Annotated in this window: 18 protein-coding genes; 11 read left to right on the forward strand and 7 right to left on the reverse strand. The window is 65.6% G+C overall.

Annotated features, from left to right (window positions below; translation table 11 throughout):
• Nucleotides 1-455 precede the first annotated feature (455 nt).
• Both QPK27_RS24395 and QPK27_RS24400 read right to left on the reverse strand, forming a co-directional pair.
• Nucleotides 456-1,946 carry a phospholipase D family protein gene (locus tag QPK27_RS24395; RefSeq protein ID WP_308633619.1) on the reverse strand — a complete coding sequence of 497 codons (1,491 nt, stop codon included), beginning with the start codon at nt 1,944-1,946 and terminating at the stop codon, nt 456-458.
• Between the two features lie 45 nt (nt 1,947-1,991).
• A complete protein-coding gene (locus QPK27_RS24400) occupies nt 1,992-2,768 on the reverse strand; it encodes an enoyl-CoA hydratase (RefSeq protein WP_290420758.1) in 777 nt (258 codons plus the stop codon).
• 102 nt (nt 2,769-2,870) lie between these two features.
• On the opposite strand from QPK27_RS24400, the gene QPK27_RS24405 reads away from it, so the two are divergent.
• Entirely contained in the window at nt 2,871-3,473 is a 603-nt protein-coding gene (locus QPK27_RS24405; protein ID WP_290420759.1) for a chromate transporter, read from the forward strand.
• Nucleotides 3,470-4,045, forward strand: a complete 576-nt coding sequence (locus tag QPK27_RS24410) for a chromate transporter (RefSeq protein ID WP_290420760.1) — start codon at nt 3,470-3,472, stop codon at nt 4,043-4,045. The genes QPK27_RS24405 and QPK27_RS24410 overlap by 4 nt, the downstream gene beginning before the upstream one ends.
• 23 nt (nt 4,046-4,068) lie before the next feature.
• Here the strand turns inward: QPK27_RS24410 and QPK27_RS24415 are convergent, their stop codons facing one another.
• Nucleotides 4,069-5,304 carry a murein transglycosylase A gene (locus tag QPK27_RS24415; protein WP_290420761.1) on the reverse strand — a complete coding sequence of 412 codons (1,236 nt, stop codon included), beginning with the start codon at nt 5,302-5,304 and terminating at the stop codon, nt 4,069-4,071.
• On the opposite strand from QPK27_RS24415, the gene QPK27_RS24420 reads away from it, so the two are divergent.
• Nucleotides 5,303-5,482 carry a hypothetical protein gene (locus tag QPK27_RS24420; protein WP_290420774.1) on the forward strand — a complete coding sequence of 60 codons (180 nt, stop codon included), beginning with the start codon at nt 5,303-5,305 and terminating at the stop codon, nt 5,480-5,482. The genes QPK27_RS24415 and QPK27_RS24420 overlap by 2 nt on opposite strands.
• Here QPK27_RS24420 and apaG read toward each other — a convergent pair whose 3' ends face one another.
• On the reverse strand, nt 5,483-5,857 hold the full coding sequence (gene apaG, locus QPK27_RS24425) for a Co2+/Mg2+ efflux protein ApaG (protein WP_290420762.1): 375 nt from the start codon (nt 5,855-5,857) through the stop codon (nt 5,483-5,485). It abuts the gene before it with no gap.
• Nucleotides 5,858-6,038: 181 nt separating this feature from the next.
• Here apaG and rpe point away from each other — a divergent pair, with 181 nt between their 5' ends.
• From rpe to QPK27_RS24460, 7 genes are all read left to right on the forward strand, one after another.
• Nucleotides 6,039-6,722, forward strand: coding sequence for a ribulose-phosphate 3-epimerase (gene rpe, locus QPK27_RS24430; protein WP_290420763.1), 684 nt, complete (start codon nt 6,039-6,041; stop codon nt 6,720-6,722).
• Nucleotides 6,722-7,432, forward strand: a complete 711-nt coding sequence (locus QPK27_RS24435) for a phosphoglycolate phosphatase (protein WP_290420764.1) — start codon at nt 6,722-6,724, stop codon at nt 7,430-7,432. The genes rpe and QPK27_RS24435 overlap by 1 nt, the downstream gene beginning before the upstream one ends.
• Before the next feature lie 202 nt (nt 7,433-7,634).
• The gene (gene trpE, locus QPK27_RS24440) at nt 7,635-9,137 is read left to right on the forward strand and encodes an anthranilate synthase component I (protein ID WP_290420765.1); all 1,503 of its coding nucleotides are present in this window, start codon (nt 7,635-7,637) and stop codon (nt 9,135-9,137) included.
• 1 nt (nt 9,138) lies between these two features.
• Complete coding sequence (locus QPK27_RS24445) at nt 9,139-9,702, forward strand: aminodeoxychorismate/anthranilate synthase component II (protein WP_290420766.1); 564 nt, start codon at nt 9,139-9,141, stop codon at nt 9,700-9,702.
• A gap of 65 nt (nt 9,703-9,767) precedes the next feature.
• Nucleotides 9,768-10,805: an anthranilate phosphoribosyltransferase gene (gene trpD / locus QPK27_RS24450; RefSeq protein ID WP_290420767.1), complete on the forward strand. Its 1,038-nt coding sequence runs from the start codon at nt 9,768-9,770 to the stop codon at nt 10,803-10,805.
• 35 nt (nt 10,806-10,840) lie between these two features.
• Nucleotides 10,841-11,641 (forward strand): indole-3-glycerol phosphate synthase TrpC, encoded by an 801-nt coding sequence (gene trpC, locus QPK27_RS24455; RefSeq protein ID WP_290420768.1) that lies wholly within the window; start codon nt 10,841-10,843, stop codon nt 11,639-11,641.
• Between the two features lie 105 nt (nt 11,642-11,746).
• Nucleotides 11,747-12,250 carry a hypothetical protein gene (locus QPK27_RS24460; RefSeq protein ID WP_290420769.1) on the forward strand — a complete coding sequence of 168 codons (504 nt, stop codon included), beginning with the start codon at nt 11,747-11,749 and terminating at the stop codon, nt 12,248-12,250.
• Here QPK27_RS24460 and QPK27_RS24465 read toward each other — a convergent pair whose 3' ends face one another.
• The 3 genes from QPK27_RS24465 to QPK27_RS24475 all read right to left on the reverse strand — a co-directional run bounded on the left by QPK27_RS24465 (nt 12,251) and on the right by QPK27_RS24475 (nt 16,941).
• Entirely contained in the window at nt 12,251-14,260 is a 2,010-nt protein-coding gene (locus QPK27_RS24465; protein ID WP_290420770.1) for a TonB-dependent receptor domain-containing protein, read from the reverse strand.
• A gap of 164 nt (nt 14,261-14,424) precedes the next feature.
• Nucleotides 14,425-14,874, reverse strand: coding sequence for a MerC domain-containing protein (locus QPK27_RS24470; protein WP_290420771.1), 450 nt, complete (start codon nt 14,872-14,874; stop codon nt 14,425-14,427).
• Nucleotides 14,875-14,997: 123 nt separating this feature from the next.
• Nucleotides 14,998-16,941, reverse strand: coding sequence for a TonB-dependent receptor domain-containing protein (locus QPK27_RS24475; RefSeq protein WP_290420772.1), 1,944 nt, complete (start codon nt 16,939-16,941; stop codon nt 14,998-15,000).
• Between the two features lie 479 nt (nt 16,942-17,420).
• On the opposite strand from QPK27_RS24475, the gene QPK27_RS24485 reads away from it, so the two are divergent.
• Nucleotides 17,421-17,801, forward strand: a complete 381-nt coding sequence (locus QPK27_RS24485) for a Fur family transcriptional regulator (RefSeq protein WP_290420773.1) — start codon at nt 17,421-17,423, stop codon at nt 17,799-17,801.
• The last annotated feature ends 100 nt before the right edge of the window (nt 17,802-17,901 follow it).

The following is a 17,901-nucleotide window of genomic DNA, read 5'->3' on the forward strand; positions in this document are numbered from 1 at the left end:
ACTCTTCAGTTTAATCTCTGTTTGTTGACTCTTTCGAGTCATCCGCATTGCTGCGGAGTCGCTCACTCAAAATACTGACCGTTATCTCATTGCTGAGACAACGTTAATACTTTTTGTGAACATTTGATAATTTAAGTATGCGGCTGAACAAGTCAGCCGGCACCTTCATCAAACGCCCACACTTATCGACTGTTAATTTTTAAAGGAACTGTATTCGGTACTGCCTTGCTGCATCGTTGCGAATCGTTGTGTTCGTCAGCAGCAGAGGAATGAGATTATGCAGTGTTTCGCGATCTTCGTCAACCCCTTGTTTGCTTCGACTCAGATTTCTCTGTGAACCTGTGCCAACGTAACTACTTGATTACGTTAACACTTTTGGGTCATTGCCGAAGCGGAGGCGAACTATAGCGCATTTACTGATGAGTTCGCAAGAGGGTATTTTTGCTGTGTGGACGCTACAACAGCCAGTCGATCGGGAGCCAGGACAGCCCTCTTACGGCAGCCCTTTTCCACCAGGTGGTTCCCGGCTCGACGTCATGCCGGACTTCCTTGCCGTTCGGCCGTTCGATCCAGTGCAGCTTGCCTTTCTCGTCGACACGCACTTCATAGGCGCGCGTCGGCATCCGATTATCCAGCGTGCTGGTCAGCTGGCTCGCCAGCGCCACGCTGTCGATCACCAGCCCCATCTCGGTATTCAGATGAATCGAGCGCTGGTCGAAATTGAACGACCCGACGAAGATGCGATTGCCATCGGCGGCAATGGTCTTGGCATGCAGGCTGGCATCCGAACTACCGAACGCGCCCCGGCGCTGCTCGCGGCTTGGCTCGTCGGTCCATTCGCGGCGCAACTCATACAAGCTGACGCCGGCTTCGAGCAAAGGCTTGCGCCATTTCGCATAGCCGGCATGGACGGCCGCGACGTCGGTCGCTTCCAGCGAATTGGTCAGTATCCGGATCCGCACTCCCTGGCGCGCCAGATCGGCGACGGCTTCGGCGCCCTCTTTGCCCGGCACGAAATACGGCGACACCAGGTCCAGGCTGCGTTTCGGCTCACCAAGGAGCTTCTTGAGCTTGTGCGCGATTTTCGTTTCTTCCGGCGCCTTGCCCACCACCTTGGCCGGATCGTCGCTGACCAGCCGCGTGTGCGCCCATTCAAACGGCAGCGTCCCGGCACTCAGCTGCTTCATGAAGGTCGAGCGCTTGACCGCTTCCAGATAAGTCGCAGCTTCCGCATCCGCTTTGCGCGGGGGCGCCGCTTCGGGATGCGGCACCATTGCAGCCATTGGATAGGCGGAGCTGCTATTCCAATAACGGTCGAAATCGTCCGACACCGCGCGCACCACCGGCCCGGCCACGATCACATCGAGGTCGGCAAACGAGATATCGCCCGCCGCGCCAAAATACTCGTTGCCGATATTGCGCCCGCCCACGATCGTGACCTGGTTATCGGCCGTGAACGATTTATTGTGCATGCGCCGGTTCAGGCGCCCGAAGTCGGTCACGAAGCCCAGATAGCGCGCGCTGCGGATCGCAAACGGATTGAACAACCGGATTTCGATGTGCGGATGCGCGTCCAGCTGCGCCAATACCGCATCCAGCCCGGCCGTATTGTTATCGTCGAGCAGCAGCCGCACCCGCACGCCGCGATCGGCTGCCGCCTTCAGGGCGTCGAACATCAGCATGCCGGTGGTGTCGTTGCGCCAGATGTAATACTGCACGTCCAGGCTGCGCTCGGCCGCCTGCGCCAGCATCGCGCGCGCGGCAAAGGCGTTGCGGCCGTCGCTGAGCGGATGGATGCCGGCCAGACCTGGATGCGCCATGGTCCCCGCCAGCACCGCCTTGCCCAGCCGGGTGTCGCCGGTGTCGACCAGCGCCGTGCTGGCCGCGCGCGGCGGCAGCACCGGCAGTGCCGAACAGCTGGCGAGCGTCATCCCGGCGGCCAGCATCGCCACCGGTACCAGCACCAATAGCCTGCGCGAGGCCCCCACGGCTTACAGTCCGTCGAATTCCGGCTTGCGCTTCTCGAGGAAGGCCGCCATGCCCTCTTTCTGGGCCGGCGTACCGAAGCCGGCGTGGAAGTAGCGGCGCTCGTAGCGCACGCCTTCGCTCAACGGCATCTGGTAGGCCTGGTTGACGCAATCCTTGATCTGCATGGCCACCGACACCGGCATCTCGGCAATGCCTTGCGCAACCTTCAGCGCCTCGGCCATCACCTCGGCCGCCGGATAGATACGCGACACCAGCCCGGTGCGCTCGGCCTCGACCGCGTCGATCATGCGCGTGGTGAGCAGCATGTCCATCGCCTTCGACTTGGAGATCGCGCGCGGCAGGCGCTGGGTGCCGCCCGCACCCGGGGTGACGCCGACCTTGATTTCGGGCTGGCCGAATTTGGCGTTGTCGGCCGCGATCAGGAAGTCGCACATCATCGCCAGTTCGCAGCCGCCACCCAGGCAGTAGCCGGAGACGACCCCGATCACCGGTTTGCGGATGTCGAGGATGTGTTCCCAGTTGCGGCCGATGTAGTCGTTGCCGTAAGTCTCGCGGTAATCGTAGTTGGCCATGGCCGCGATGTCGGCGCCGGCGGCGAAGGCCTTGTCGCTGCCCGTCAGGATGATGACGTTCACGCCCGGATCCTGGTCGAAGCCGCGCAGCGCCACGCCCAATTCGTTCATCATGTTGTCGTTCAGCGCATTCATCGCTTTCGGACGGTTCAGGCGGATCACGGCGACTTTGCCGTGGGTTTCGATCAGCAGGTCAGCATATTCCATGGAACACCCTTCAACGGTTAGACGATACTGCCGCGATTGTAGCGCTTTCCGTATGCGTCACAATGTCTCCTTATAGCACGCGGCATCGGCCATAATGTGAGCATGAACATGCGACTTCCCGATTCGAACGCGATGCAACAGCCGGCCGCTCCCAGGCCGGGCCCGGCCTCACTGGGCGACCTGTTCTTCTCGGTCACCATCCTGGCCCTGCAGGGTTTCGGCGGCGTACTGGCCGTGATCCAGCGCGAACTGGTCGAACGCAAGCGCTGGCTGACCAATGAAGAATTCATCGAGGACTGGGCGGTGGCGCAGGTCATGCCGGGCCCGAATGCCGTCAACCTGTGCATGGTGATCGGCGCGCGCCATTTCGGCGCGGCCGGCGCGATCACGGCGGTGGCGGGCATGATCACTTTCCCGCTGCTGCTGGTGCTGCTGCTGGCGGCCCTGCATGCGCAGTACGCCGATCACCCGGCCGTGGCCGGCGCCCTGCGCGGCATGGCCGCCGTGTCGGCCGGCCTGATCGCCGCCACCGCGGCGCGCCTGGCGGTCGCCTTGTTCAAGAGCCCGGTGCCGCTGTTCTGGGGCGCCGCCATCGCCGTGGCCGCGTTCGTGCTGCTGGCCTGGGTGCGCGTGCCGCTGGCGCTGGTGCTGTTCGCGCTGGGCGGACTCGGTTGCGTGCTGGCCTGGCGCGGACTACGGTCATGAGTCCGCACCAGATCGTCCTCGGCCTGCAGGACTGGCTGTCGCTGTTCGGCCACTTCCTGGGCCTGTCGCTGATGTCGCTCGGCGGCGCCATGTCCACCAGCGCCGAGATGCACCGCTACCTGGTCGAGCAGCACGGCTGGCTGACCCAGACCCAGTTCAACGAAGCGATCGCCCTGGCCCAGGCCGCGCCCGGCCCGAACGTGCTGTTCGTGGCGCTGATGGGGTGGCAGGTCGGGCTGAACGCCGGCAGCCATCTGGCGGCCGTGTGCGGCGTGTTCATCTGCCTGGTCGGGATCCTGCTGCCATCCACCATCTTTACTTACCAGGTCGCGCAATGGGGGCACCGCAACCGCGATCTGCGCGGCGTGCGCGCCTTCAAGCAGGGCATGGCGCCGCTGGTGATCGGCATGCTGCTGTCCACCGCCTGGCTGCTGGCCAGCGCCGGCGGCGGCGCTGGACCCAAGCTGTGGCTGCTCTCGATCGCCAGCGCGGTGGTGATCTGGCGTACCCGCATCCATTTGTTATGGCTGCTGGGCGCGGGCGCCCTGCTGGGCGGGTTCGGCCTGGTCTGAAACGCTTGCGGGATGCGGCCTGCTTATTTCGGCAGCAGCACCCACAGCGATCCCTGCTGCTTCATGAGACCCGCATTTTCCACCGCTTCCGGCCCGAAGCCGAAGAAGAAATCGGCCCGCACCGCGCCGCGGATCGCCCCGCCCACGTCCTGCCCCATCACGAGGCGCTGCAGCGTGGCGCCGTCCTTCGGCATCGTGGTCGACAGCCAGATCGGCGCGCCCAGCGGCAGGATGCTGCGGTCGATCGCCACCGAGCGGCCCGGCGTCAAGGGCACGTTCAGCGCGCCGCGCGGCCCCACGCCCGGGTCGCTCACCTTCTCTTCGCGGAAGAAGACGTAGCTGGGGTTGACGTTGAACAGCTCCTGGCGGCGCGCCGGATTGGCGGCGATCCAGGCGCGGATCGACTGGCCCGACACCTGGTTGGAGGGCAGGATGCCCTGCTCCACGAACCAGCGCCCGATCGCCTTGTACGGATGGCCGTTCTGGTCGGCGTAGCCGACGCGCACCGTCTCGCCGCTGTCCAGTTGCACGCGGCCGGAGCCCTGCACCTCGAGGAAGAACGCCTCGACCGGATCGTTCACCCACAACAGTTCCTTGCCACCCAGCGGCGCCCGGTCGATCTCGGCGCGGCTGGCGTACGGCACCACCGTCTTGCCCGACAAACGGCCACGCAGGCGCCGATTCTTCAGGTCGGGATAGATGCTGCCCAGGTCGACGGTGATCAGGTCGTCCGGCACCCGGTACAGGGGCGTCTGGTAGGCGCCGCCGCGCTTGCGCGACCCATGCAGCATGGCTTCGTAGTAGCCGGTGACCATGCCGGTGTCGCTGCCGTCCGGGTTGCGCACCTGGTGCGGCACGAAGTGCTGCTCGAAGAAGCGGCGCACGGCGCCGGCGTCGGTGGCGGCAACCGAGCGCGCCGCCGCGCAGGGCGCTTTCCACTCGGCCGCGCGCGCGGCCCGCACGCTGCACGACTGCATGAACGCCGGCCAGGCCTGGCGCACGTCGTCCTGCTGCCAGCCGGGCAGCGCGCTGAAGGTGGTGGGCGTCAGCGGCGCAACCGGCGCCGGCGGCGTTTCCGGTGCGGGCGGCTGCGCTGGAGGCTCGGGCGGCACGCCCACCGGCCCCACCGGCGGCGGCATCCGCACCGGCGGCTGCTGCGGCCTGGCCGGCTCGGGCTGCGGTTGCGGCGTGGTGCTACAGGCGCTCACCAGGCAGACGAGCGCAGTCAGGAAAGGTACACTGGAGCGGGTTGCGTTCATGGATAGGACCGATATGTGGATCTTGATGGTGGAAGCCGGCGTGGCGCTGTTCCTGCTCGTGTTTATCGTCTGGTGGACCATGTTCGCGGGCCGCAAGGAGGTCGACGAGGTCGACAACAACGCCGACGCGGCCGGCCAGTCGCGCGCAACGAAGGACGACGACCGGCCCGCGCCCTGATCAGTGCAGCGCCTGCGGCGGCGACAGCACGAATTCCGGGATCGGGGCTTCGAAGCGGTGGCCGTCCTCGGCCACGCAGAAGTATTCGCCATGCATCGAACCCTGGGCGGTGGCCAGCTGGGTGCCGCTCGAGTATTCGAACTGCTCGCCCGGCTGCAGCAGCGGCTGGTGGCCGACCACGCCCAGGCCGCGCACTTCCTGGGTCTGGTTGTTGGCGTCGACGATCACCCAGTGGCGCGAGATCAGCTGCGCGGCGACGCTGCCCGTGTTCCGGATCGTGATCGTGTAGCTGAACACGTACTGGTTGCGGGCGGGATTGGACTGCTCCGACAGGTATTGCGTCTTGACGGAGACAGAGAAATCGTAGGCAGGCATCGGTTTTCCTCGGATGATCGTGAACAAGGCCCGGCGCGCGGCCAGGCTGGCGCCGTGTGGCGCAAACGACAATCATACCGCCTGCGGCGCCGGACTGGCGCGGATAAAGGGTGCAGCCGGTGAGCGGCAAGCGCCGCGACCGGCGTAAAATAGCGGATTCTTTTACGCTAGCCGCCGTCCCATGACCACCTACCGCATCGCCCCCAGCATCCTGTCCGCCGATTTCGCCCGCCTGGGCGAGGAAGTCCGCAATGTCGTCGCCGCCGGCGCCGACATCATCCACTTCGACGTGATGGACAACCACTACGTCCCGAACCTGACCATCGGCCCACTAGTGTGCCAGGCGATCCGCCCGCACGTGGACGTGCCGATCGACGTGCACCTGATGGTCAAGCCGGTCGACCGCATCATCCCCGACTTCGCCAAGGCCGGCGCCAACATCATCACCTTCCACCCGGAAGCGTCGGACCACATCGACCGCACCCTGCAGCTGATCCGCGACCACGGCTGCAAGGCCGGCCTGGTGTTCAACCCGTCGACTCCGATGCACCACCTGGACCACGTGATGGACAAGATCGACATGATCCTGATCATGTCGGTCAATCCGGGCTTCGGCGGCCAGTCGTTCATCCCGCAAGCGCTGAAGAAGATCGAGATCGCGCGCCGCATGATCGACGAATCGGGCCGCGACATCCTGCTGGAAGTCGATGGCGGCATCAAGGTCGAGAACATCGCCGCCGCCGCCGCCGCCGGCGCCGACACCTTCGTTGCAGGTTCCGCCATCTTCGGCAAGCCTGACTACAAGGGCGTGATCGACGCCATGCGCGCCGAACTGGCGACGGTAGCCAATTCGGTAGGCAAATAATGCGACCCGGCGCGGCAGCACTTCAAGCGGTCATCATCGACCTCGATGGCACCATGCTCGACACGGTGCCCGACTTCGAGGCGGCCCTGAACGGCATGCGCGCCGAATTCGGCCTGGCGCCGATCGACCAGGCCACCATCAAGCCGCTGGTCGGCAAGGGCTCCGAAAAGCTGGTGCGCGGCGCCCTGCTGCTGGACTGGGACGCCACGCGCGTCGAGGCCGCGTACGAGGAAGCGATGGCCGGCTACCAGCGTCACTACCTGGCCATCAACGGCCAGCGCAGCACGCTGTACGACGGCGTGATCGAAGGCCTGCAGGACATGCGTGCGCAAGGCCTGCGCCTGGTGTGCGTCACCAACAAGCCGGTCGCGTTCACGCTGCCGCTGCTCGAACAGAAAGGCCTGGCGCCGTATTTCGAGCGCGTGTTCGGCGGCGATTCGTTCGCGAAGAAGAAGCCGGACCCGATGCCGATGCTGGGCGCCTGCGCGGCGTTCGACCTGGCGCCGTCACGCGTGGTGGCAATCGGCGACTCGTCCAACGACGCCGAAAGCGCGCGCGCCGCCGGCTGCTTCGTCCTTACCGTCCCGTATGGATACAACCACGGACGCCCTGTACAAGAAATTAAATCCGATGGTATAGTTGGTTCGCTGCTGGAAGCGGCACGCCTGATCGGCGCGCACAACGCTTCGGCAAACCAACTATCTACCTAAGTTATCTATACATGTTTTTCACCAAAAAACACACTGTCAACCAAGCCGGCGCCCTTGAGGCCTGGCTGTGGCGACGCTGGCAATCCTGGGCTGAATAACCCGTCCCGATTGCTGCTGGTCGCGTTCGCGTCGTGCGAACTGCCCCGGCAGGTTTTTTGAAGCACACCACCGCCCTCTTCCCTTTGGCGGCACGGAGAAAAGCATGACCGAACTCGAATTCAAGTCGCTGGCCAACCAGGGCTACAACCGCATCCCCCTGATCGCGGAAGCCTTCGCCGATCTCGAAACCCCGCTCACGCTGTACCTCAAGCTGGCCCAGTCCCAGCACACCGGCAAGAACACCTTCCTGCTGGAGTCGGTGGTCGGCGGCGAGCGTTTCGGACGCTACTCCTTCATCGGCCTGCCGGCGCACACGCTGGTGCGCACCAGCGGCAACCGCACCGAAGTGGTCAAGCACGGCGAAGTCATCGAAACCCACGACGGCAACCCGCTCGACTTCATCGAACAGTTCCAGGCCCGCTTCAAGGTCGCCCTGCGTCCCGGCATGCCGCGCTTCTGCGGCGGCCTGGCCGGCTACTTCGGCTACGACACGGTGCGCCACATCGAGCGCAAGCTGGAACACAGCGCCCCGCGCGACGAACTGGGTCTGCCGGACATCCAGCTGATGGTCACCGAAGAACTGGCGGTGATCGACAACCTGTCGGGCAAGCTGTACCTGATCGTGTACGCCGACCCGTCGCAGCCGGAAGCCTATTCGCGCGGCCGCCAGCGCCTGAAAGACCTGCGCATGATGCTGCGCCGCAGTGTCGACGCGCCGGTGACATCGAGCTCGGTGCGCACCGAAGCGGTGCGCGACTTCAGCAAGGAAGACTATCTGAAGGCGGTGGCGAAAGCCCACGAATACGTGATGGCCGGCGACCTGATGCAGGTGCAGATCGGCCAGCGCATCCGCAAGCCCTACGTCGATTCGCCGCTGTCGCTGTACCGCTCGCTGCGTTCGCTGAACCCGTCGCCGTACATGTACTACTACAACTTCGGCGACATGCAGATCGTCGGTTCGTCGCCCGAGATTTTGGTGCGCAACGAAACCCTGCCGCAGCCGGAAGGCGGGCGCAAGGTCACGCTGCGCCCGATCGCCGGCACCCGCCCGCGCGGCGCCACGCCGGAACGCGACGCCGAACTGGCGGCAGAACTGCTGGCCGACCCGAAAGAGATCGCCGAGCACGTGATGCTGATCGACCTGGCGCGCAACGACATCGGCCGCATCGCCGACACCGGCAGCGTCAAGGTCACCGACCGCATGGTCATCGAAAAATACTCGCACGTGCAGCACATCGTCTCCAACGTCGAGGGCAAGCTCAAGGAAGGCATGTCGAACCTGGACGTGCTGCGCGCCACCTTCCCGGCCGGCACCCTGACCGGCGCACCCAAGGTGCGGGCGATGGAAGTGATTGATGAACTCGAGCCGGTGAAGCGCGGCATCTACGGCGGCGCCTGCGGCTACCTGTCGTTTGGCGGCGAGATGGACGTGGCGATCGCGATCCGCACCGGCGTGATCAAGGACGGCAACCTGTACGTGCAGGCCGCGGCCGGCATCGTGGCCGATTCGATCCCCGAGATGGAATGGCAGGAAACCGAAAACAAGGCGCGCGCCGTGCTGCGCGCGGCCGAGCAAGTGCAAGACGGCCTGGATGGGGAGTTCTGACATGCTGCTGATGATCGACAACTACGATTCCTTCACCTACAACATCGTGCAGTACTTCGGCGAGCTGGGTGAAGAAGTGCGCACCGTGCGCAACGACGAGATCACGCTCGAACAGATCGCGGCCATCAACCCGGACCGCATCTGCATCTCGCCCGGCCCGAAGGCGCCGAAAGATGCCGGCATCTCGCTCGACATCCTGCGCGAATTCAAGGGCAAGCTGCCGATCCTGGGCGTGTGCCTGGGCCACCAGGCGATCGGCGAAGCGTTCGGCGGCAACGTGATCCGCGCCAAGCAGGTCATGCACGGCAAGACCTCGCAGATCGCGCATACCGGCGATGGCGTGTTCAAGGACCTGCCGTCGCCATTCACCGTGATCCGTTATCACTCGCTGGCGATCGAACGCGCTTCGCTGCCTTCGTGCCTGGAAGTGACGGCGTGGACCGACGACGGCGAGATCATGGGCGTGCGGCACAAGGAGTACGACATCGAGGGGGTGCAGTTCCACCCTGAGTCGATCCTGTCCGAACACGGCCACGCGCTGTTCAAGAACTTCCTCGCGCGCTGATGCGCCCCTGCGCGCGCCACCAAGGTGGCGCGTGCCGAACCACGTCCAGACGAAACGGAACCATCATGCCGATCACCCCACAAGAAGCCCTGCTGCGCTGCATCGAACACCGCGAGATCTTCCACGACGAGATGCTGTCGCTGTTCCGAAGCATCATGTCGGGCGAGATGTCCCCGACCATGGTCGCCGCGCTCACCATGGGCCTGCGCGTGAAGAAGGAAACCATCGGTGAAATTACCGCCGCGGCCCAGGTCATGCGCGAATTCTCGACCAAGGTGCCGATGGCCGACACCACCAACCTGCTCGACATCGTCGGCACCGGCGGCGACGGCGCCAACACCTTCAACATCTCGAGCGCGTCGATGTTCGTGGCCGCGGCCGCCGGCGCGCGCGTGGCCAAGCACGGCGGGCGCAGCGTCTCGTCCTCGTCCGGCAGCGCCGACGTGATCGAGTCGCTCGGCGCCCACATCGACCTGAAGCCCGAGCAGATCGCGCAATCGATCGCCCAGACCGGCATCGGCTTCATGTTCGCCCCGAATCACCACGCGGCCATGAAGCACGTGGCGCCGGTGCGCAAGGAACTGGGCGTGCGCAGCATCTTCAACATCCTCGGCCCGCTGACCAACCCGGCCGGCGCGCCCAATATCCTGATGGGCGTGTTCCACCCCGACCTGGTCGGCATCCAGGTGCGCGTGCTGCAGCGCCTCGGCGCCCAGCATGCGCTGGTGGTGTGGGGCCGCGACAATATGGACGAAGTCTCGCTCGGCGCCGGCACCCTGGTCGGTGAACTGGTGAACGGAGAGATCCGCGAATACGAAATCCACCCGGAAGACTTCGGCCTGTCGATGATCTCGAGCCGCAACCTGAAGGTCGCCAACTGCGACGAATCGAAGACCCGCGTGCTGGAAGCGCTGCGCGGCGAGCCGGGTCCGGCGCACGACATCGTGGCCCTGAACGCCGGCACCGCACTGTACGCGGCGGGCGTCGCCGCCTCGATCGAGGACGGTTTGGCCCGTGCACGCGCGGCGATCGCCTCCGGCGCCGCCATGGCCAAGCTGGAGCAGTTCGTGCAGGTCACGCGCCAGCTGGGCGCGGCCAACTGACACCCTTATCAGAGATTGAACTGCAGAGAACGACCATGTCCGACATCCTGAACAAGATCCTGGCCGTGAAGGCCGATGAAGTGGCCGCCGCGCGCAAGCACCGCGACCTGCACAGCCTGCGCCGCGACGTCGAAAGCGACCTTGAGGCGCGCCGCACCATCCGCGGCTTCGAACAAGGGCTGCGCGCGAAAATCGCGGCCGGCCATGCCGGCGTGATTGCCGAGGTCAAGAAGGCCTCGCCGTCGAAAGGCGTGCTGCGCCCCGACTTCCAGCCGGCCGCGATCGCCGCCAGCTACGCCGAGCACGGCGCGGCCTGCCTGTCGGTGCTGACCGACGTCCAGTTCTTCCAGGGTTCAGTCGACTACCTGATGCAGGCGCGCGCCGCATGCAGCCTGCCGGTGCTGCGCAAGGACTTCATGGTCGACCTGTACCAGGTGTACGAAGCGCGCGCGATGGGGGCCGATGCGATTCTCTTGATCGTGGCCGCGCTCGACCATGGCCTGATGGCCGACCTGGAAGCCTGCGCGCGCGAGCTCGGCATGGACGTGCTGGTCGAAGTGCACGACGGCGAAGAACTCGATGCCGCGCTCAAGCTGCAGACGCGCCTGGTCGGCATCAACAACCGCAACCTGCGCACCTTCGACGTCACCCTCGACACCACGCTCGGCCTGCTCGATCGCATTCCGCAAGACCGCCTGGTGGTGACCGAGTCGGGCATCCTGGGCCAGGCCGACGTGGCGCGCATGCGCGCGGCCGACGTGCACGCCTTCCTGGTCGGCGAAGCCTTCATGCGCGCTGAAAACCCGGGCCAGGAATTGCAGCGCCTGTTCGCGTAAGCGCAAGACGCCGGCGTGCGAGACGCCGGCCGCTGGAACTCGGCATGCACGGACCAGTCGAACGGTAGCGCTACTTTTGGCGCTGCCCCGACGGTCGTGCATCCCATGAAGACGCTCAACTTCGCATCCCTTCGCAGCACTTTCCTGATTCTCTGTGCGCTGGCGATATGTGCAGCGCTATCCGGATGCGGCAGCGCGCCGCCCGCAGCGCCACCGGCGCCATCCGCCGTCAGCGTGACGGCCGATCCGCTGCCGGCACCGGCCCTTCCCGCATCGCGCACGCTCGACGCCTACAAGGCGGATGTGGCGCGCCACATCATGCACCGCAACCCCGAACGCATCTTCGACGGCCGGTTGCCGCCGATGCTGCCGGCGATCGTGGTGCTGAACATCACGGTCGACGACCAGGGCCAGCTGACCGACGTCCAGGTGCAACGTTCACGCGATCCCGGCGCCTCGGAGGTGGCGCTCGCATCCTTGCGCCGCAGCGGACCGCTGCCGCGGCCCGACGGCTTGATGCCACGCGGCGCGGCGATGACGTTTACCGAGACCTTCCTGTTCGGCGAGCAGTACCGCTACCAGATCCGCTCGCTGGCCGGACCGCAGTGATCAGAACAACACGCGCAGGCCGGCCGTGACATTGCGGCCGGTGAGTGGCGCCACGTCCTTGATGAACGAGGTGTGGCTGAAGGCCAGGCGGTCGGTGGCGTTGTTCAGGCGCGCGTACAGTTGCGCCGGCAGGCCGCCGATGCGGGTGGCGTAGTGGGTGCTCAGGTTGAGCATGGTGTAGCCGGCGGTAACGGTCTCGAAGTCGGCCAGCCGGTCCTGCTCGCCCACGCGCACCAGCTCGACCGAGCCGTTCCAGGCGTTCCATGCGCCTTCCAGGCGCACGCCGATGCGGTGCGCCGGGGTACGCGGAATCTCGCGGCTTCCTGCACCGCTGTTTTCGTCGAAGCGGGCTCGCACGACGTCGCCGAACAGCGTCGCAGTGAGCGAACTCAGGATTGAGGACGGCAGGTTGTGGCTGATCTCGCCTTCGAGGCCGGTGAAGGTGGCGTCGCGCTGGGCGTAGTTGATCAGCTGCAGGCCGTCGAAGCTGCCGCGCGACTGCGAATAGATGTAGTCGTTGATCTGGTTGTGGAAGGCGCTGATCGAAAACGTGGTGCGGCCGGCCAGCTTGCGCAGCGTGAGGTCGACGTTGTTGGAGGTCTCGCGCGCCAGGTTGGGGTTGCCGACCTCGAAGGTATTGGTGGCCAGGTGCGGGCCGTCCGCGTACAGTTCCTCGGCGGTCGGCAGGCGGTGCGTGTGCGACAGCGAGGCGCCGAGCGAATATTCCGGCGCAAATTTCCATACCGCGCCCACCGAAGCCGAAGTGCCGTGGGTCGAGGAATCCGGCTTGTCGGCCACCTCGGCCTCGACGTCCTGCCACTCGTGGCGCAGGGCCGCCTCGAAGCGCCAGTCGCGCAGCTTGTATTCCTCGGTGATGAAGGCGGCGTGTTTTTTGGTCAGCGTCGGCGGCACGTAGGCTTCGGCGCCGATCGCCGAGAAGTCGCGGCGCGTGGTTTGCAGACCGAACACGCCGTGCCAGCCGGCCAGCGGGCGGTGCACGAATTCCAGGCGGCCATCGTGGGCTTTGCTCTTGAAGGTGGTGGCCACCGCGCTGCCCTCGACCTCGTCGTGGATGTAGTCGGTGAACGAAGCGCGCAGGCGCACGCGCTCAATGCCCGCGACCGGCTCGCGGTACTCGCCGCGCAAGTCCCAGCGCTCGCTGTCCAGGTTCACCACCGGCACCTCGATCTGGCCCAGGGCGTTCTCGAAGCCGTGGCCCGGGATGCCGTATTCGCTGCGCTCCTTGGTGTAGGCGGCGCCGAGGTAGCCGTCCTGGCCGATCCACGAGGCGCCGACACTGCCGGTCTCGGTTTCCTTGTAGCTGCCCGCCACGCGCTCGCCGTAGGTCCAGTCCTTGCCGACGCGGTAGTCGTCGGCGTCGCGCTTGACGCCTTCCACGTGCAGCGCGACGTTGCCGCTGCCGCCGGTCACTTCGAAGGCGCCGGTCTTTTCGCGCAAGGCCGAATTGGCGCGCACTTCCGCACTGCCCTCGATGCCGTTGGCGGGAATCGCGGTCGGCACCTTGCGGTCGAGGATGTTCACCACGCCGCCCACCGCGCCCCCGCCATAGGCGAGCGCCGACGGACCGCGCAACACTTCGATGCGCTCGGCCAGCACCGGTTCAAAAGCGACGGCGTGATCAGGACTGATGGTCGAGGCGTCCTGAATCTCGGCGCCGTCGGACAGGATCTTCACGCGCGGGCCGTCCATGCCGCGGATGATCGGGCGGCTGGCGCCGGCGCCGAAGTGGGTCGAGGTGATGCCGGGCAGCCTGGAGAGGGTTTCCCCCAGCGTCGATTCGCGCGTGCGCACCAGTTCGGCGCCGCCGAGCGAGGTCACCGGGGTGACCATGTCGTCGCCGGCCACGCCAAGGCCGCTGGCCGACACTACCACGGTGGCGACACCGGCCGGCGCCCCTTGCGGTGCGTCCTGGGCCAGAGCGGCAACCGGGGCAAGGGCCAGCATCAGGGCCAGGGTCAAGGGTGTGCGACGGCAGGTGAAGTCGGTCATGCGGAATCCTTGTAAATGCCGCGACGACAAGGTGCCTGGCCGATGGATGCAGGCCGCACATGACCCGCGGTGACGAAACGTTGATTAATAAAATCTAATGATATTTGAGTATCGGTAGATTTTCAAACGAATCATGCCCGCCATGCATAGTGGCGGGGCGATTGCTATCCGCGGCACCCTGCGGGGCGTACCTCGCTCGCGCGCTTGTCCTGCGCCGCCGTGGCGCAGCGCTTGCAATGACGGCGGTTACGGAAATGCGCGCCCAGCAGCAGCACGCCGCTGAATACGGCCGCCACCGCCTCGGCGGTTTCGCCATACAGCGGGCTGACGACGAACACCGCCGCCAGGAAGCTGCCCAGTCCCAGCACGCCCAGCACCAGCACCTTACGGTCGCGGTGGCGCAGATAGCCGGGCAGCAGCGCCAGCAGCACCGGCAGGCTGATCGCCGCCAGCATCAGGTCGTGGAAAGTGTCGTGTTCGTGCGCCAGTCCCAGCATCGGGAACGCCATCATCAACAGCGGCGTGGCCAGGCAATGCACCATGCACAGGGCCGAGGCCGCGATGCCGGCGTAATCGCCGACCTTGATCCAGGCGAATCTGGTTAATGGTTTCATATCCTTCATATCCTGGAATCCTTTTCTGGAAACGAGGCCGGCGCATGGCATTCACCATGCGCCGGCTCGGTTACTGCAAGGCCTGCGCAACGTTGATGCCGTGCGCAGACGAGACCATCATGGTCAGAAGATGACGCGCACCCCTGCGGTCAGGTTGCGGCCGGTCAGCGGCGCCGCGTTCTTGATGAACGAGGTGTGGCTGAAGGCCAGTTCGTCGGTCAGGTTGTTCAGGCGCGCATAGAACTGGGTCGGCACGCCGCCGATGCGGGTCGAGTAGTGAGTACCGATATTGAGCATGTTGTAGCCCGCGGTCTCGGTTTCGTAGTCGGCCACCTTGTCCTGCTTGCCGACGCGGTACAGCTCGACCATGCCATGCCATTGGTTCCACTCGCCGTCGAGCTTGACGCCGATGCGGCTGGCCGGAATGCGCGGCAGGTTGCGGCTACCGTCGGCCTCGCCCTGATCCAGCCTGGCGCGCACGTAGTCGCCGAACAGGGTCGCACTCAGGTTCGAGGTCAGCTTCTGGCGCAGTTCGCCTTCGAGGCCGGTGAAGGTGGCGTCGCGCTGGGCGTATTCCACCAGCTGGAAGCCTTCATGGTTGTCCAGCGTGCGCGCATAGATGTAGTTGTCGACCTTGTTGTGGAAGGCGCTGAGCGAGAAGGTGGTGTCGCCGGCAAATTTGCGGAAGGTGAGGTCGACGTTGTTCGAGGTTTCCTTGTCCAGGTTCTGGTTGCCGATCTCCCAGGTGCTGGTGGCCAGGTGGGCGCCGTCGGCGTACAGCTCTTCGGCGGTCGGCAGGCGGTGGCTGGTTGATGCCGAAGCGCGCAGCGAGTATTCCGGCGCCAGCTTCCACACGGCGCCGACCGAGGCCGAGGTGCCGCGCGCATCGGTGTCCGCCAGGCCCGGCGCATCGACTTCGATATCCTGCCACTCGTGGCGCAGGCCGGCCTCGAAGCGCCAGTCGCCCATCTTGTATTCCTCGGTCAGGAAAGCGGCGTGCTTTTTGGTCAGGGTCGGCGGCACGTAGGCTTCCTCGCCCACGGCTTCGAAATCGCGGCGCGTGGTCTGCAGGCCGAATACGCCATGCCAGCCGGCCAGCGGCGCGTGCACGAACTCCAGGCGCGCGTCGTGGCCCTTGTTGCGGAACGAGGTCGAGACCACGTTGTCTTCCAGCTCGTCGTGGACGTAATCGGTGATCGAGGCGCGCAGGCGCACGCGCTCGATGCCGGCCACCGGGTTGCGGTATTCGCCGCGGATGTCCCAGCGCTCGCTGTCCAGTTTCACGACCGGCACTTCCTCGTGCTCGTGATCATGGTCGTGCTCCTCTCCGCCGTGGTCGTGGTCGTGGTCGTGGCCTTCGTGGCCCTCTTCCTCTTCTTCATGGCCGCCGCAGTGCAGGTGGTCGCCGTGCGGGTGGCAATCGTGGAACAGGTGGCTGTGGCCCGGGATGCCGTATTCGGTGCGCTCCTTGGTGAACGAGGCGCCCAGGTAGCCGTTCTGGCCGATCCACGACAGGCCGACGGTGCCGGTCTCGGTTTCCTTGTAGCTGCCCTTCACGTGGCGGCCTTCGGCCCAGTCCTTGCCGACGCGGTAGTCGTCGGCGTCGCGCTTGACGCCTTCCAGGTGCAGCGCCAGGTTGCTGCCGGCGGCGGTCGTGAATTCGAAGGCGCCGGTCTTTTCGCGCGCGGCCGAGTTGGCGCGCACCTCGGCGCTGCCCTCGATGCCTTTTTCCGGCATCACGGTCGGGATCTTGCGGTCGATGATGTTCACCACCCCGCCGATCGCGCCGCCGCCGTAGGCCAGCGCCGACGGGCCGCGCAGCACCTCGATGCGCTCAGCCAGCACAGGTTCGAATGCCACGGCGTGGTCGGGGCTGATGGTCGAGGCGTCCTGGATTTCGGCGCCGTCGGACAGGATCTTCACGCGCGGGCCGTCCATGCCGCGGATCACCGGACGGCTGGCGCCGGCGCCGAAGTGGCTGGAGGTGATGCCCGGCTGGTTGGCCAGGGTCTCGCCCAGGGTCGATTCGCGCGCGCGCACCAGTTCGCCGCCGCCGAGCGAGGTCACCNCACCGGACGGCTGGCGCCGGCGCCGAAGTGGCTGGAGGTGATGCCCGGCTGGTTGGCCAGGGTCTCGCCCAGGGTCGATTCGCGCGCGCGCACCAGTTCGCCGCCGCCGAGCGAGGTCACCGGGGTGACCATGTCGTCGTGCAGCACGCCCAGGGCGCTGGCCGAGACGACCACGGTCGGCACGCTGTCCGGATCCGCCGCCGCGCGGCTGGACGTGGACTGCGTGGTCTGGGCGTGGACGGCCAGGGGAGCGCCGAAGGCCAGCATCAGCGCCAGGGTCAGCGGCGTGCGCTTGCAGGTGAAGTCAGACATGGTATTCCTCGAAGATGGTGAACGATGGTGCGTCGTGCGCGGCAGTGATAAACATGCGATGATAGCGATAAGCCACTATCAGTAAGAACTAATGATAGTCCATTATCATTAAGGTTTCAACCGCAAATTGGCCGAACTGAGGTGCTTTCGGGTATTCTTCGGGCTATGCAACGCAATACACGCCAAAAATCCGCCATCCTGCATGCGATCGAGCACGCACGCCGCCCATTGTCCCCGCAAGAGATCCTCGCCGACGCCAGCCAGCAGGTCAGCCAGCTGGGCATGGCGACGGTGTACCGCAATCTCAAATCACTGGTGGACGACGGGGCGCTGAAGATCGTCACCCTGCCCGGCGAAGGCGCGCGTTACGAATCGACCAGCGTGGCCGAGCACCACCATCACCACTTCCAGTGCACCAGCTGCCAGCGGGTGTTCGACGTGCATGCCTGCCCGGGGGATATCGAGCACATGGCGCCGAAGGGGTTCAGCGTCGAGAGTCATGAGCTGACCTTGTATGGGCGCTGCGCGGATTGTTTGAAGGCTTGAATCGGGCGATCAGGCCTGAGCACTGCGGCTCCTCTGGTTGAACGCGTGGACGGGGAACCCTGTATGGCACAGGGACATAGGTAACAGTTGTCTAGGGACA

The organism is Massilia sp. YIM B02443 (assembly GCF_030411955.1).
Lineage (GTDB): Bacteria > Pseudomonadota > Gammaproteobacteria > Burkholderiales > Burkholderiaceae_D > Telluria.